The sequence below is a fragment of the Streptomyces sp. Ru71 genome (genome assembly GCF_002920535.1).
In the GTDB taxonomy this organism is placed as follows: Bacteria; Actinomycetota; Actinomycetes; order Streptomycetales; family Streptomycetaceae; genus Streptomyces.
Genome location: NZ_PQSS01000018.1, coordinates 39,650 through 54,565 on the forward strand (window position 1 = coordinate 39,650; position 14,916 = coordinate 54,565).

General features: G+C 72.9%; 14 protein-coding genes. 4 read left to right on the forward strand and 10 right to left on the reverse strand.

The features are described from left to right. Window positions 1–9: 9 nt before the first annotated feature. Together C3489_RS13905 and C3489_RS13910 are read right to left on the reverse strand one after the other, a co-directional pair. On the reverse strand, window positions 10–1,233 hold the full coding sequence (locus tag C3489_RS13905) for an N-acylneuraminate cytidylyltransferase (RefSeq protein ID WP_103782100.1): 1,224 nt from the start codon (window positions 1,231–1,233) through the stop codon (window positions 10–12). Between the two features lie 26 nt (window positions 1,234–1,259). Continuing rightward, window positions 1,260–2,576, reverse strand: coding sequence for a DUF6716 putative glycosyltransferase (locus C3489_RS13910; RefSeq protein ID WP_103782101.1), 1,317 nt, complete (start codon window positions 2,574–2,576; stop codon window positions 1,260–1,262). A 199-nt stretch (window positions 2,577–2,775) separates the two neighbouring features. On the opposite strand from C3489_RS13910, the gene C3489_RS13915 reads away from it, so the two are divergent. From C3489_RS13915 to C3489_RS13925, 3 genes are all read left to right on the forward strand, one after another. Then, window positions 2,776–3,753, forward strand: a complete 978-nt coding sequence (locus C3489_RS13915; protein WP_103782102.1) for a glycosyltransferase family 2 protein — start codon at window positions 2,776–2,778, stop codon at window positions 3,751–3,753. Beyond that, the gene (locus C3489_RS13920) at window positions 3,750–5,108 is read left to right on the forward strand and encodes a polysialyltransferase family glycosyltransferase (protein WP_103782103.1); all 1,359 of its coding nucleotides are present in this window, start codon (window positions 3,750–3,752) and stop codon (window positions 5,106–5,108) included. The genes C3489_RS13915 and C3489_RS13920 overlap by 4 nt, the downstream gene beginning before the upstream one ends. Window positions 5,109–5,214: 106 nt before the next feature. Further along, window positions 5,215–6,360: an acyltransferase gene (locus tag C3489_RS13925; RefSeq protein ID WP_103782104.1), complete on the forward strand. Its 1,146-nt coding sequence runs from the start codon at window positions 5,215–5,217 to the stop codon at window positions 6,358–6,360. Between the two features lie 3 nt (window positions 6,361–6,363). On the opposite strand, the gene leuE is transcribed toward C3489_RS13925, so the two are convergent. Beyond that, complete coding sequence (gene leuE / locus C3489_RS13930) at window positions 6,364–7,020, reverse strand: leucine efflux protein LeuE (protein WP_103782105.1); 657 nt, start codon at window positions 7,018–7,020, stop codon at window positions 6,364–6,366. Between the two features lie 69 nt (window positions 7,021–7,089). Further along, a complete protein-coding gene (locus tag C3489_RS13935) occupies window positions 7,090–8,670 on the reverse strand; it encodes a methylmalonyl-CoA mutase (protein ID WP_103782106.1) in 1,581 nt (526 codons plus the stop codon). A gap of 198 nt (window positions 8,671–8,868) precedes the next feature. On the opposite strand from C3489_RS13935, the gene C3489_RS13940 reads away from it, so the two are divergent. Continuing rightward, window positions 8,869–9,702 carry a L,D-transpeptidase family protein gene (locus C3489_RS13940; protein WP_103782107.1) on the forward strand — a complete coding sequence of 278 codons (834 nt, stop codon included), beginning with the start codon at window positions 8,869–8,871 and terminating at the stop codon, window positions 9,700–9,702. A 209-nt stretch (window positions 9,703–9,911) separates the two neighbouring features. On the opposite strand, the gene C3489_RS13945 is transcribed toward C3489_RS13940, so the two are convergent. The 6 genes from C3489_RS13945 to C3489_RS13975 form a co-directional block, all read right to left on the reverse strand. Then, window positions 9,912–11,036 (reverse strand): hypothetical protein, encoded by a 1,125-nt coding sequence (locus C3489_RS13945; RefSeq protein ID WP_103782108.1) that lies wholly within the window; start codon window positions 11,034–11,036, stop codon window positions 9,912–9,914. After that, complete coding sequence (locus C3489_RS13950) at window positions 11,036–11,710, reverse strand: RNA polymerase sigma factor (RefSeq protein WP_103782109.1); 675 nt, start codon at window positions 11,708–11,710, stop codon at window positions 11,036–11,038. The genes C3489_RS13945 and C3489_RS13950 overlap by 1 nt, the downstream gene beginning before the upstream one ends. Window positions 11,711–12,058: 348 nt before the next feature. After that, on the reverse strand, window positions 12,059–12,898 hold the full coding sequence (locus C3489_RS13955) for a hypothetical protein (RefSeq protein ID WP_103782110.1): 840 nt from the start codon (window positions 12,896–12,898) through the stop codon (window positions 12,059–12,061). A 177-nt stretch (window positions 12,899–13,075) separates the two neighbouring features. Continuing rightward, window positions 13,076–13,708, reverse strand: coding sequence for an RNA polymerase sigma factor (locus C3489_RS13965; RefSeq protein ID WP_103782112.1), 633 nt, complete (start codon window positions 13,706–13,708; stop codon window positions 13,076–13,078). A 70-nt stretch (window positions 13,709–13,778) separates the two neighbouring features. Next, window positions 13,779–14,210, reverse strand: a complete 432-nt coding sequence (locus tag C3489_RS13970; RefSeq protein ID WP_258054689.1) for a hypothetical protein — start codon at window positions 14,208–14,210, stop codon at window positions 13,779–13,781. 191 nt (window positions 14,211–14,401) lie between these two features. Continuing rightward, window positions 14,402–14,818, reverse strand: a complete 417-nt coding sequence (locus tag C3489_RS13975; protein WP_103782113.1) for a hypothetical protein — start codon at window positions 14,816–14,818, stop codon at window positions 14,402–14,404. Window positions 14,819–14,916: the final 98 nt, after the last annotated feature.

The following is a 14,916-nucleotide window of genomic DNA, read 5'->3' on the forward strand; positions in this document are numbered from 1 at the left end:
GGGGTGTCCTTACTTGGGGAGCTGGGGGAGGGAATCGAGAGAGGGGCCGAGGATCCAGCCGGCGATCTCCCGGATCGCGCCGTCGCCACCGGGGACGGTGGTGACCGCGCGTGCGGCGCCGCGTACGACGTCGTGGGCGTTCGCGACCGCCACGGGCCAGCCGACGAGGGCGAAGCAGGGCAGGTCGTTGACGTCGTTGCCGACGTAGAGCACGCGCTCCGGCGCGATGCCCGCTTCCTCGCACCACTGCTTGAGCGCGAGGTCCTTGCGGTCGACGCCGTGCAGCACCGGCAGCTTCAGCTTGCGGGCGCGGGCGGCGACGACCGGGTTCTGTTCCGTGGACAGGATCAGCATCTGCAGGCCGCTCCTGCGCAGGGCGGCGATGCCGAGTCCGTCCCCGCGGTGCACGGAGACGAACTCCCGTCCCTCGGAGTCGATCAGCACCCGGTCGTCGGTCTGGGTGCCGTCGAAGTCGAGGACGACCGCGTCGATGTCGTCGGCGGTCGGGAGGGCGCCGGGCCGGTCCGCGTCGAAGAGGGGTGCGAGGGCGCGGGCCCGGGCGAGGTCGTGCGGGTCGTCGATCTCCAGCACGCGCGCGGGGTCGGTGCGCACCAGGTCGGTGCGGCCGAAGAAGCGGTGCCGGTGGGTGCGGAAGCCGGCCGCGTCCATGGCGTAGGCGGCGCCGGTCTCCAGCAGGTCCTGGGGCCGGTCCTGGCGGCGGGGCCGGAAGGACTTGTCGTGGTTGACGCCGAAGCCGCCCTCCGGCTCGTCCTGCGCCTCGCGCCAGAGGAACCCGTGGAACGGTGCCACGGTGACGGCGGTGTCGGCACCCCGCTCCACGACGGCCGCGGCCACCCCGTCCACGTCCTCGCGGACCAGGAACGGGCTGGTGCACTGCACGAGGAGCACCACGTCCACCGCAGCGCCGTGCAGCGCCTCGTACGCGTCCAGGGCGTGCAGGACCGCGGCCTCCGAGGTGGCGGTGTCCCCGGCGATGGCGGCGGGCCGCAGCACGACCTCGGCGCCCGCCTCCCGGGCGGCGGCCGCGATGGCCTGGTCGTCGGTGGAGACGACGACGTCCGTCACCAGGCGCGCGGCGCGGCACTCGCGCACGGCGCGGGCGACCAGCGGCACGCCGCCGACCGGTGCGAGGTTCTTCGCGGGCACGCCCTTGGAGCCGCCGCGCGCGGGGATCACGGCGAGCACGCGGCGTCGCGCCGACGATTCGGACATGGGGTGTTCTCCTTGGAGCGACGAGGTCACAGCTCCCCCATCCGCCGGATGACGGGCGCCACGCGCTGCACGCCGTGCCGGTAGGCGCCGCGCGCGGCCCGGCGCACGATCTGCCGGACCGGTCCGGGTTCCTTGTCGGCGGCGGGGGCGCCCGGCAGCGGGCTGCCGTCGGGGGCGAGGTGGTGGCGGGCGAGGATGCCGGGCAGATAGCCGGGGGCGGTCTCGTTCGTGTAGTACGGCGTGAGCGGCGGCAGTCCGCCGGGCCGGCCGAGCAGCTTGGCGATCCGCTCGCGGGCCGCGTCGAACGCGGTCGCGTAGTCGCCGTCGGCGGCGACGCCCTGCCGGGCCAGCCACTCGGGGTCGGGCTCGGGCCGGTGGCCGGCGTCCAGCTGGTCCCAGGAGACAAGGCAGCCGGAGCCGGTGAAGTGGTGGTTGCCGAGCACCTCGCGCACCCCGAGGTCGGTGAGGACGGCGGTGGGGATGCGGCGGTGCAGGGACTCCAGGGCCGCCGTGGAGCTCACCGTCACCAGCAGGTCGGTGCGGTCCAGGACCTCGCCCATGTTGCCGTACACCAGGCGCAGGTTGGGCGGCAGCGGGCCGGCCTTCTGGGCCAGCTTCTGGTACGGCAGCTCCTCCAGGTGCGTGGTGTGCTCGCCGGGCTTGGAGCGCAGCTTGAGCAGCACCTCGCGCTCGGGGTGCAGGCGGGCGTGCCGGACCAGGCGGTCCAGGAGGTAGGCGCGGTCCTTGCGGGACTCCGGGACGGAGGGCTGGGCGGCGAAGACGACCGTGCAGGGGTCGTGTTCGCCGGTGTAGGGCTCCCCGCCGAGGAACGGCAGGGCGACCTCGGTGACCGCGCCGGCGTCGGCGCCCACTCCCTCGTACACCGCGCGGAAACGCTCGGCGTCCTGGCGGGAGTTGGCGAGCACGAGGTCGGCGCCGTGCCGCAGCAGCAGGCCGTCGGCGAGCTTCTCGTAGACGACGCCGACATAGCCGGTGACGACGACGGGCCGCTCGGCCCGGCCCTGCCACGCCCGCTTCAGCCCGTGCAGCATCGCCTGCACCCCGCCGCCGACCAGCGCGAGCACGAGCACGTCGTACGGTTCCTCGGGCAGGGCGCTCAGGAACTGAACGGCGGTCACCTCGCGCAGGGAGTCGGCGCGGACGCCGACCTCACGCAACTGGCGGGCGGTGGGGGTGGCGCGGCCCCGCAGCAGGTAGCCGTCGAGCCGGACCTCGGCACCCTCGGGGAGCAGGCGGCGCGCGGTGAGCGCGCCCCATTTCCACCGGGTGTCGGAATCCGCGAGAACGGCGACGCGCGGGGCGTTCGTTGCACTGGCTGGCACGCCGAAGACGCTAGGAAGGCATTCCGAGTTTCGGCCCAACCCGAACGCAACAGACGGTTAACAGCACTTCGCCGAACGGCGAATCGGGGCGCGAAACGCCCTGGGACGGGCTGGATTCACGACTCCGCCACGCGTCGTTCACCCCTCATCAAACAGATGGTAAAGACGCGGCCGGGGGCTGCGGCATACCGTCGCTGACGTGGTCAAGCTCTCCGTCATCCTGCCCTTCCACAACGTGCGGCAATACGCCCCGGCCGCCGTGCGGTCTCTGCACGCCAACGCCCGTGAGGACATCGAGTTCATCCTGATCGACGACTGTTCGACGGATGGCACGAAGGAAATCCTTCAGCGCGCGGAACGCGAACTGCCCGGCGCGGTGCTCATCCGCCGCACCGAGAAAGGGGTGTCCGCCGCACGCAACACCGGAATCGACGCGGCCCGGGGCGAGTATCTGACGTTCATGGACGGAGACGATTACGCGGCACCCGGCTATTTCGCGCAATTGCTCGAATCGATCGAGTCGTTGGGCTGCGATTTCGTCCGCACCGACCACGTGCGGTTCACCGGGAGCCAACGCACCCTGTACCGGGTGCCGTTCGGGCCGCGCGACACCGTCGTCGACCCGCGCGCGGTGATCCTCCCGACCGAGCGCTCCACCCCGGTCGACTACCCCTACTCCTGGGCCGGCGCCTACCACCGGCGGCTGGTCGACGAGGGGCTGCTGCACTTCCCGGAGGACCTGCGCACCGCCGAGGACCGGCCGTGGATCTGGCGGCTGCACCGCAAGGCGAAGTCCTTCGCGGTGCCGAGCGTGTTCGGCATCTTCTACCGGCGGGGAGTCACGTCCTCGCTGACCCAGATCGGCGACACGCGGCAGCTGGACTTCATCCGCTCCTTCGACCGGGTGCTCGCGGAGACAGCCGAGGACGTGGACGCGGACCGGTTCCTGCCGAAGGCCGTGCGCACCTACTGCGCCATCATCAGCCACCATCTGGCGACCATCGAGAAGTTCGAGCCGCCGGTGGCCCGCAGACTCCGTTCCCTGAGCGCCGCCGCCCTGCGCCGGATGCCGCAGGACCTGCTCAACGACACCCTGGACTCCATGGACCTCGACCGCGCCACCCAGCTGCGCCGGCTGCGCCGCCGGCCCTCCACGGCATCGGAGGCCGCGGCATGAGCGACCGCCGCACCACCCGGATCTTCTGCGCCTCCACCCTGTACGGCGCCGCCACCCTGGCCGCCGCGCTCGACGCCGACTGCTTCGGACCCGCCGACCGCCGGCTGCTGCTGGTCAGCAACAACAGCGCGACACCGGAGCTGAGCGAGCCCTTCGACGCCTCCCCCGCCTTCGCGCACCTGCGGGACCGGTTCGACGGGGTGCTGTCGTGGAACGAGGCCATCGCACCGTTCCATCCCGGGGGCTGGGGCCCGCGCCCGGACGACCAGATCCTCTGGGAACGCTATCTGCGGATGCTGTGGGACCTCGGCGACGACCGGATCGAGCTGGCCGTGGAGTCCATCCAGGTCAACCCGGCGCTGGCGATCTGCCAGGTCTTCGGCGGCGCTCCCGTCGACGTGTACGCGGACGGGCTGATGTCCTACGGCCCGACCCGCTTCAAGATCGACCCGCTGGTCGGGACCCGGGTGCGGCGGGTGCTGCACCTGGACCTGGTGCCCGGTCTGACGCCGCTGCTGCTCACCGAGTTCGGCGTGCCGCCCGAGATCGTGCCGACGGACGCCTTCCTGAAGGTGCTCGGCGAACTCTCGGACACCGGTGAGACGTTGCCGGTGGTCGAGGAGGCGGCGCTGCTGCTCGGCCAGTACCTGTCCGCGCTGGACATCCTCACCGGCGAGGAGGAGGAAGACCTCCATGTGCGGATGCTGCGCGGCGTGGTCCGGCTCGGGCACACGCGTGTGGTGTTCAAGCCGCACCCCTCGGCCCCGGCCCGCTGGTCGCGGGCGCTGGAGAAGGAGGCGGAGCGGCTCGGCGCCGAACTGACCGTGCTGGACACGCCGGTGCTGGCCGAGGTGGTGTACCAGCGGATGCGCCCGGCGCTGGTCGTCGGCTGCTTCTCCACGGCGCTGCTGACCGCGTCGGCGCTGTACGGGCTGCCGGTCGCGCGCACGGGCACCGGGCTGCTGCTGGAGCGGCTCACGCCGTACGAGAACAGCAACCGGGTGCCGGTCACCATCGTCGACGCGCTGCTGCCCGACCTCGCGGACGACGACGCCGTGCGGGAGCAGCACCGGGGCATGGACGTGGACGACCTGACCCAGCTGCTGCGGGCGGTCGGCTTCGCGATGCAGTCGAAGATCTACCCGGAGCTGCGCCCGGCCGCCGAGCGGTATCTGTCCCAGCGGCTGGACGCGCGCACCTGGCGGTACTTCAAGCGCCGCCGGCTGACCTCGCTGGGCCTGCCCGGCGGGGTGCCGGCGCAGCTGGCGTTCATCCCGCGCAACGCGACCGTGCGCCGCATGGCGCGGCGGGCGCGGTCCCTGCGGCGGCGGGTGGTCCGCCGGGGCGACGCCTGAATGAACTCTCGTGGACGGCCGGGCGAAAGGTCGCCGCGAGGGCTCATGGCGGCCGGTGCTCCCCGTTAGCGTCCGGTGAGTTGACGAGTTTCGATGAGAGGTCCCTGTGATCGACACGCCCGCGGAGACCCTGGGGAGTGCCGTGCCCGGCCCGGCGGTGCGCACCGCGCCGGTGCCGCCGCCCGCCACGCGCCGGCCGGTGCGGCTGCGCGCCCTGGACGGGCTGCGGCTGGTGGCCGCGCTGATGGTGGCGGCCTACCACTACGGCGGCCGGGGCGGCGAGGTCACCAAGGCCTGGGGCAGCTCACCGCGCTTCCAGTTCCCCACCCTGCACACCCTGTTCGCCTACGGCTGCCTGGGCGTGCAGATCTTCTTCGTGATCAGCGGCTTCGTGATCTGCATGAGCGGCTGGGGCCGTCCGCTGCGCTCGTTCTTCGCCTCCCGCGCCTCCCGGCTGCTGCCCGCCTACTGGGTGGCGATCGTGCTGGTGACGGCGGTGATGGCGCTGCCGATGCTGACGTACAAGACGGTGTCGCCGAGCGAGACGCTGGTCAACTTCACGATGCTGCAGATGCCGCTGGGCGCCCACCGGGTGCTCGGGGTGTGCTGGACGCTGTGGGCGGAGGTCCGCTTCTACGCCCTGTTCGCCCTGTGCATCGTGCTGCCGGGCGCCACCCGCCGCCGGGTGATCATGTTCTGCGGCTGCTGGACGCTGGCGGCGGCCATCGCGGGCGGGCTGAACGAGCCCGTGCTGGACGCCGTGGTGATGCCGGACTACGCGCCGTTCTTCATCGGCGGCATGGGCCTGTACCTGGTGCACCGCGACCGCGGCGACGCGTACGCCTGGGGCATCACGGCGGTGAACTGGCTGATCGGGCAGCAGGTGGCGGTGCGCAGCCTGTGGCATCCGGTGACGCCGGACATGTTCTCCTACCGCAGCGCCTACGGCGTCATCCTGGTCGTCACGCTCGGCTTCCTCGCCGTGGCGGCGATCGCGCTGGGCTGGCTGGACTGGGCGAACTGGCGCTGGCTGACCGTGGCGGGCGCGCTGACCTACCCGTTCTACCTGGTCCACGAGCACCTGGGCTGGCCGGTCATCCAGGCCCTGCACCGGGGCCTGGGCATCCCGTCCTACGGCACGTTCCTGCTCACCGTGGCGATCATGCTGACCCTGGCGTGGCTGATGAACAAGCTGGTCGAGGAGCGGTTCACCCCGAAGCTGAGGGCGCTGCTGAACCGTCCGGCGGGCTGACGCCTAAGCGCTGGCGAGCGACAGCTTGACCGCGAAGCCCAGGAACAGCGCCCCCGCCGCCGACGTGGCGCCGGCCGCCAGGCGCTTGCGGCGGCGGAAGGCGTCGGCCAGGCGGGTGCCGCTGAATATCAGCAGGGACAGGTAGAGGAAGCTGGCCGTCTGCAGCAGGGCACCCAGGACGAGGAAGGAGAGCGCCGGGTAGGCGTAGTCGGGGTCGACGAACTGCACGAAGAAGGAGATCAGGAACAGGATCGCCTTCGGGTTCAGCAGCGAGACCACCAGGGCACGCCGGTACGGACGCTCGTCGGCCGCCTCGGCGACGGCGGGATCGGCGAGGGCCTCCTTGTGCTCACCGCGCGCCTTCCACATGGCCCGCGCCGAGCGCAGCATGCCGTACGCCATCCACGCCAGGTATCCGGCGCCGGCGTACTTCACCACCACGAAGAGCAGCGGCGTCGTGGTCAGCACGGAGGCCGCGCCGAGCGCCGCCAGCGTCATCAGGATCGTGTCCCCGGTGAACACCCCGGCCGCCGCCTTGTACCCGGTGCGGATGCCCTTGCGGGCGGCGACGGACAGCACGTAGAGCGAGTTGGGGCCGGGCAGCAGCACGATCAGCACGAGGCCGGCCAGATAGGTGGGGAGATCGATGACGCCGAACATGGACAGGAGTGTCGCACGGGGGTACGACACTCCTCACCGTGGTTTCGCTCACCGCGTCGGCGGCGCCCCTCAGAACGCGTCGGACGGGACGTACGTCCCCCACACCTCGCGCAGCGCGTTGCACACCTCGCCGACGGTCGCGCGGGCGCGCAGGGCGTCCTTCATCGGGTACAGGACGTTGTCCTCGCCCTCCGCCGCCTTCTTCAGCGCCGCGAGGGCCGTGTCCACGGCCGCCTGGTCGCGCTCGGCGCGCAGCTTGGCCAGCCGCTCCGCCTGCTGTGCCTCGATGGCCGGGTCGACGCGCAGCGGCTCGTAGGGCTCCTCCTCGTCGAGCTGGAAGCGGTTGACGCCGACCACGACCCGCTCGCCGTTGTCGGTCTCCTGGGCGATGCGGTAGGCGTTGCGCTCGATCTCGTTCTTCTGGAAGCCGTGCTCGATCGCGTTGACCGCGCCGCCGAGGTCCTCGACCTTGCCCATCAGCTCCAGCGCGGCCGCCTCGACCTCGTCGGTCATCTTCTCGATGACGTAGGAGCCGGCGAAGGGGTCGACGGTGGCGGTCACGTCGGTCTCGTAGGCCAGCACCTGCTGGGTGCGGAGGGCGAGCCGCGCGCTCTTGTCGGTCGGGAGCGCGATCGCCTCGTCGAAGGAGTTGGTGTGCAGCGACTGGGTGCCGCCGAGGACCGCCGCGAGGCCCTGGACGGCGACGCGCACCAGGTTCACCTCCGGCTGCTGCGCGGTCAGCTGCACGCCGGCCGTCTGCGTGTGGAAGCGCAGCATCATGGACTTCGGGTTCTTCGCCCCGAACTCCTCCTTCATCACCCGCGCCCAGATCCGGCGCGCGGCGCGGAACTTGGCGACCTCCTCCAGGATCGTCGTGCGGGCGACGAAGAAGAAGGACAGGCGGGGCGCGAAGTCGTCGACGTCCATGCCGGCGGCGACGGCGGTGCGCACGTACTCGATGCCGTCGGCGAGCGTGAACGCGATCTCCTGCGCGGGCGACGCGCCGGCCTCGGCCATGTGGTAGCCGGAGATCGAGATGGTGTTCCACTTCGGGATCTCGGCCTTGCAGTACTTGAAGATGTCGGCGATCAGCCGCAGCGAGGGCTTCGGCGGGAAGATGTACGTCCCGCGCGCGATGTACTCCTTCAGCACGTCGTTCTGGATCGTGCCGGTCAGCTTGTCCGCGCTGACGCCCTGCTCCTCGGCGACCAGTTGGTACAGCAGGAGCAGGAGGGAGGCGGGGGCGTTGATCGTCATGGACGTGGAGACCTTGTCCAGCGGGATGCCGTCGAACAGCACCCGCATGTCGTCCACGGAGTCGATCGCCACGCCGACCTTGCCGACCTCGCCGTGCGAGATCGGGGCGTCGGAGTCGTGGCCCATCTGCGTGGGCAGGTCGAAGGCGACCGACAGGCCCATCGTGCCGTTGGCGATCAGCTGCTTGTAGCGGGCGTTGGACTCCACCGCCGTGCCGAAACCGGCGTACTGGCGCATGGTCCAGGGCCGGCCGGTGTACATCGACGGGTACACGCCGCGAGTGAAGGGGTACGCGCCCGGTTCGCCCAGCTTCTCCTCCGGGTCCCAGCCCGCCAGAGCCTCTGGCCCGTACACCGGTTCGATGGGCAGTCCGGACTCCGACTCGCGTGCCATGGTGTGCCTCCGCACTACATCTGTTACTCGCCAGTAGAAACCAACCCTCGCCACGGACTGTAGCGACGGCCGTGCGACCGGTGGAGTGCCCCACGCTGGGACCTTGCTCACAACGATGCCGCGCCGTTCGTGGCGCGTCACGCCTGGAAAGCATCTGAAGGACACCTACCCGAAGCGGTGAGACGACGGGGGTCCGCGATGCGTAGCAGGGGCATGGTCAGGGTGGTGGCCGCGGCGGCGGTCGTGGCGGCGTCGGTGGCGGCCGGCGGGTGCACGGTGCAGGGGGCGGGCCAGGACGGCGGACGGCGCTCGCCGGTCCACGTCGAGCTGCCGCACTCGGCCCCGCCCCCGAAGCCCTCCTCGCCGTCCTCCCCCGCCGACGACAAGCCGGAGCCGGCGCCCCTGGACATGCTCGTACCCGGCGACACCGGGCGCGACGTCCGCGAACTCCAGGCGCGGCTGCGGCAGGTGGCGTGGCTGTTCGACGGCCCGACCGGCAGTTACGACGACCTCACCGAGCAGGCCGTCAAGGGCTTCCAGGGCAAGCGCGGGCTGCCGCGCACCGGCCGGGTCGACACCGTCACCTGGCGGCGGCTGCTGGCCATGACGCACGCACCCGGCAAGTGGGAGCTGTACCTGATGGGTGGTCAGCCGGCCGCGGCGCCGGACCCGCGCTGCCTGACCGGGCGGGTGCTGTGCATCAGCAAGTCGAGCCGCACCCTGCGCTGGATGATCGACGGGCGGACGGTGTCGACCATGTCGGTGCGCTTCGGCTCCCAGTACACGCCGACCCGGGAGGGCGTCTTCCACGTGTACTGGAAGTCACGGCACCACGTGTCGACGCTGTACGACTCGCCGATGCCGTACGCGATGTTCTTCAGCGGCGGGCAGGCGGTGCACTACTCGTACGACTTCGCCGCCCGGGGCTACGCCGGTGGCTCGCACGGCTGTGTGAACGTCCGGGACGAGGCGGCGATATCGGCGCTCTTCGCGCAGGTCCGCGACGGCGACAAGGTCGTCGTGTACCGGTGACGCCGGGAGAGCGGGAGGAGGGAGACGGGGCGCGGGCGGGACCGGGGGAACGTGCCCCGCCCGCGCCAGGTGCACGAGCCATGGGTACGGGGGGAACCCCGGCTCAGTGCGACGGCCGATGACCAGTCGGCTCACTCATTACTGCGCCCGCGCGGCCGAAAACGTCACACCCTGCGGAGAAAAACTTCCAGAAGTTACGAAACCGCAGGTCAGAGGGTGTGCGGCGGGTCGGCGTGAGCACCCGGGCCGTGACCGCCGTGGCCGTGACCGGCGCCGGAACCGCCCTGGCCGCCGTGACCACTGCCGTGACCGGAGCCGCCCTGACCGCCGCCGTGGCCGGCACCCGAGGCGCTCTGACCGCCGCCGTGGCCGTGCCCGTGGTCGCCGGGTCTGCCGTGGCCGTCGTCGTCACCGCCCTGGCCGCCGTCCTTGCCGCCGCTCGCGCCGCCGCCCTGGTCACCGTCCTGGCCACCGCTCTGGCCCCCGGCGCCCTTGCCGCCCTGGTTCCCGGTGCCCTTGCCCGTGCCGCCCGCCGTGGCGCCGTTCCTGCCGGACGTGCCCTTGCCTGTGCCGGCGGTGCCGCGGGCGCCGCCGCCGCGGGCCTTGCCCGATCCGTCCTGTCCGTTGTCGTCACCGGACGCGGCGAGGACCGTCCTGCAGTACGTGCCCACGCGCGGGGCGCCGCCCGCCGCCGTTTCCAGGGCACGCCGGCGCTCGCCGTCCAGGTCATGGCCGCCGCGCAGGTCCTGGCAGGCCTCGGTGATCCGGCGCCGCCAGGCGTCCGAGCCCTGGGCGTCGGTGGCGTCGGTGCGGCCCGCGGCGGAACGGCCGGCGTCGCCGGCGGTGTCCCCGCCGGCGGTGGCACCCGGCGAGAGGGTCCCGTCCGGCGTGGACGGGACCGGCGGGCGCTCGGCGGTGGCGTCGGCCGACACCGTGACACGGGGGTCGGGCCCGGCGCCGAACGTGGGGAGCACCCCGGTGCCGGCCGCGACCGCGACCCCGCCGACCGTCCCGGCGGCCACGGCGGCGCACAGGGCCAGGCGCAGCGGGCGGCCCCAGCGGGAGTGGCGGGCGGCACGGTCGCCGCCGCCGATCCGCACGACACCGTTGTCCGGGACATGGCCGGCGCGCGCGGCGCGGAAGGCGGTCAGGGCTTCGGCTTCGCCGGGGAGTTCGGAGCCGGCGTCCTCCGGTACGGCGGACAGCGCACCCAGGGCACGGGAGAGCCGTTCGGCCTGCTCACGGGCGTCTGCGGCGACGGCGTCCAGCGGCTCGCCGCGCAGCAGTCGCTCCGCCGTATCGCGGTCCAGCCACCTGTACTGCTCGTCGGCCATCACATGTCCTTCTGCGTCCGCGCCCATCGTTGCGTCACACCGGCGGACGTCACCGCCCGGGTGCGCGGTTTCCTCTGGGGCGGCAGCGCGTCGAGCACGCCGGCCGATTCCGGATCGCCGTCGGGGCGCTCGCCGAGCAGCTCGGCGAGCTTCTTCAGACCGCGGTGCGCGGCCGTGCGCACCGCTCCGGGGCGCTTGCCCAGGGTCTGTGCCGCGGTCTTGGCGTCGAGGCCGACGACCACGCGCAGCACGACCGCCTCGGCCTGGTCCTGCGGCAGCCGGGCGATGAGGGAGAGGGCGCGGTCGGTGGCCAGCGCCTCGATGGCCTCGCCCGCGGTGTCGGACTCGGCGGGCCGGCCGGTCAGCTCGGTCTCGTCGCCGCCGACGGCGGGGCGGCGGCCGCGCATGCGTATGTGGTCCAGCGCCCGGTTGCGGGCGATCCGCGCGGCCCAGCCGCGGAAGCGGTCGGCGTCCCCCTCGAACCGCTCCAGGTCGCGGGCTATCTGCAGCCACGCCTCGGAGGCGACGTCCTCCGCTTCGACGTCGCCGACGAGTGTCCTGACGTATCCGAGCAGCCGCGGGTGCACGGTGCGGTACACGGCACGGAACGCGGTCTCGTCCCCGCCCTGCGCCGCAAGCACAGCGGCTGTCAGCTCCGCGTCGTCCCCCAGCACCCTGGTTCCTCGATCGATGGTCGCGGTTCAAGACCGCAGGTGGTCGCGGTGGTCCGGGCCCCCCGCGGTCCGGCGCGAAAGGCACGTTACGGCTTTAAACCACTGCTCGTCCACGTCGGCCCAGGATGCAACCGACTCGTGACGCGCACGGATGCCGACGGGGTGTGACAGAAAAGGCACGCTCGGCGCTGTAGGAAGTACGGGCCGCCGCGCGGCCCGTGCCGCGCGACGGCCGGGGCCTCTCCTGTGGGGGGTGGCGGCCCCGGCCGTTGCCATGGCGGCCCGGCGAGAGCCTCTTTTCGCCGCTTCTCGCTTCCGCTTCTTCCTTGTTTCTTACTTCTGCGTTTCTTACTTCTGCTTGCCCTTGCCGTCCGGCTGGCCGCTCGGTGCGGCCTCGGTCGGCTGCCCCGCCTCGGTAGGCCGGTCGGCCTGGGTCGGGCGTCCGGCCGTGGGGGTGGGCCGGGGGCTCGGGCGGGAGGCCGAAGCGAGCTGTTCGGCGCAGTACTCCTCGACCCGGTCCGGGCCGCCCGCGGCGGCGATCAGACGCTGCCAGGCGGTGGCGTCGAGTGCCTTGCCGTCGGCCCGGACCCGTTCCCAGGCACGGCAATGGGCCTCGGTGTCCTGGGCGGCGGCGGGCCGGTCCGGGCGTCCGGGGGGTCCCGCGCCGCGGTCGGCGTCGGCGGAGGCGTCCGGTGAACCGGAGCCGGAGGTCACGTCCGCCGGACTGCCGGAGGCGCCGGTGGCGGCGGGCCGGGAGGGGCGCCGGTCGCCGTCCGGGCCGTCGGGTCCGTGCGAGGAGGAGCCCGAGGTGCCGATCGCGGCGAAGGCGACACCGCCGAGGGTGAGGCTCGCCGCCAGCACGGTCAGGGCGGCCTTCACGGAGCGGGGGTGGCGACGGGTGCGGGGCCGCCAGTCGTCGCGGCGCCGGGTGCGCGCCCGGCGGGGGCCGGCCTCCCGGGCGGCGCGGAACGCGGCCACGGCCCGCTGCTCGGCGTCGGTGTCGATGTCGTCGGCGCGGACCGCCGCGGCGATCATGACCTCCAGCACGGCGAGGTCTCCGACCGGCGCGAGGACGGCGTCCCCGGGCGTCGCCGCGGTGCCGGCGGTGCGGTGCGGGGCGGACGGGGTGTCGCCAGGGAGCGTGTGCCGGCGAGTGTGCGGCCCGCCGCCCCTGTGCGTGTCACCCATGTTCGTGTCCGTCCCTGTTCGGCCGGCCCGGTGTGCCGGGCCCGTGCTGTGTCGTGTACGGCTGTCCGCCGTCGTCGTTCATCTCGATGTACGGCTTGCCACCGCCATCGTTCATCTCGATGTACGGTCTGCCACCGCCATCGTTCATCCCGATGTACGGCCTGCCGCCGCCACCGTTCATTTCGACTCACCCAGCGTCCGGGAAGCCTCATCTGTCACACCTTCACCCGGCGTGCCCGACACGCCGAGCTGCCGGGCGAGCCGCCGCAGCCCCCGGTGGGCGGCGGTGCGCACCGCGCCGGGGCGCTTGCCGAGCACCCGCGCGGTGGCGGGGCCGTCCAGGCCGACGACGACCCGCAGCAGCACCGCCTCGGCCTGGTCGCGGGGCAGTCCGCGGACCAGGGCCAGCGCCTGCGCCGTGGAGAGCGACTCCAGCGCCTGCTCGTGCGTGCTGTGCGGCCCGGGCAGTTCGAGGATCTCCGCCTCCAGTGCCGCCGGACGGGGCCGGGAGCGCCGGCGGCGCAGATGGTCCAGCGCCCGGTGCCGGGCGATGGTGGCCGTCCAGCCGCGAAAGCCCGCGCCGTCGCCCTTGAACCGCCCGAGGTCGCGGGCTATCTCCAGCCAGGCGTCGGACGCCACGTCCTCGGCTTCCTCGCCCACCAGGCCGCGCAGATAGCCGAGCAGACCGGGCTGCACGATCCGGTACGCCACCGCGAATGCGGCCTCGTCGCCGTCCTGGGCCCGTGCCACCGCAGCACCCAGCTCCCCGTCGTACGCCCGCGCGCGCCGGGGTTCAGCTCCCTGGCCCAAGTCCGCCCTCGTTCGTCGTCCACGCCTCCACGGTCATCAGCGTCGCGGCTCACAGAAGTGTCACAGCATGTCAGGCGGCCGCCCGCCGGGCCCTTCCGTGCAGCGTGAGGTAGAAGGTCTGCAGCGAGTCCTCGGGTCCGCCGCCCAGATAGCGGTTGAGGACCTTGCCGAGCGGGTTCCACACCCGGCCGTCGGGCATCCGCACCCCGACCGTCTGCCCGAAGTAGCCACGCTGGTCGGCGTCGAGGTCCACCCAGGCGGCACCCGCGCGGCGCACCATGACCTCACCGACGTAGGCGCCGAGCCCGAACAGCGTGCCGGCCACGCGTTCGCGTTCGGTGCCGCCCTTGCGCAGCCCGTCGACGATGAAGTCGACGACGCGCAGGCTGCGTACGGAGTAGTCGAGCGGCAGCCGGTGGCGTGCGGTGGCTCGGGCGACGAAGGCCGCCGCGTGCGGCCGCATCTCCCGGGCGTGCGGCACGCGTCGGTCCGCGGCATCCATGGGATCCCCCCTCGCTCGGTTCGGGGAGGAACACCCGCGGCTCCCCCCGAATACCAAGCGGATGGCGGGCCGTCACCATCACGGGCCCCAAGAGTGTCTATGGCCACAGTAAAAACCGCGCGCCGCCGTACAACCTTTGCGGCTCTCAAGCGTCTTGGCGTCGTGGTGGACGAGGAACGCGGGGCCGCGGGCTAGGCGGACGACGTCGCGTCCCGGCACAGCAGGCGCAGGGAGCCGTGGCCGGCGTAGGCGCGGTGGGCCTCGTCGACCGGGTCCCACAGCTTGCCGTCGGGGGTGCGCACCCAGTGGTCGCCGCCGCTCGCCCACCATTCGCCCTCGGTCTGACGGACGATCACCTCGCCAGCATAGGCGCCGAATCCGCGCAGCACGGTCGCCACGGCGGCTTCGGGGGCGCCCTCCCTTCGTATCTCCTCGATCATCCGGTCGACGCGCCACAGGCTCTGCGCCGAGTAGTCGAGGTGGAGGCGGGCGCCTTCGCGCATCGTCGCCACCAGGTCGGCCGCCCATCGTGCGGGCTTGGCGGCGGCCGACGGCCTGCCGTCCTGCCGGTTCGGCCGCTCGTGCCAGGTCGTGTGCTGGGGGGTCACAGTCGTCACGTAGGGAAGAGCGGACCCGGCCGGTCACGCGTCACGGGGTTCGGCGGGTGTTCGGCGAACCGGCGCGAGACCGCCCCAGCGCCCCCGCA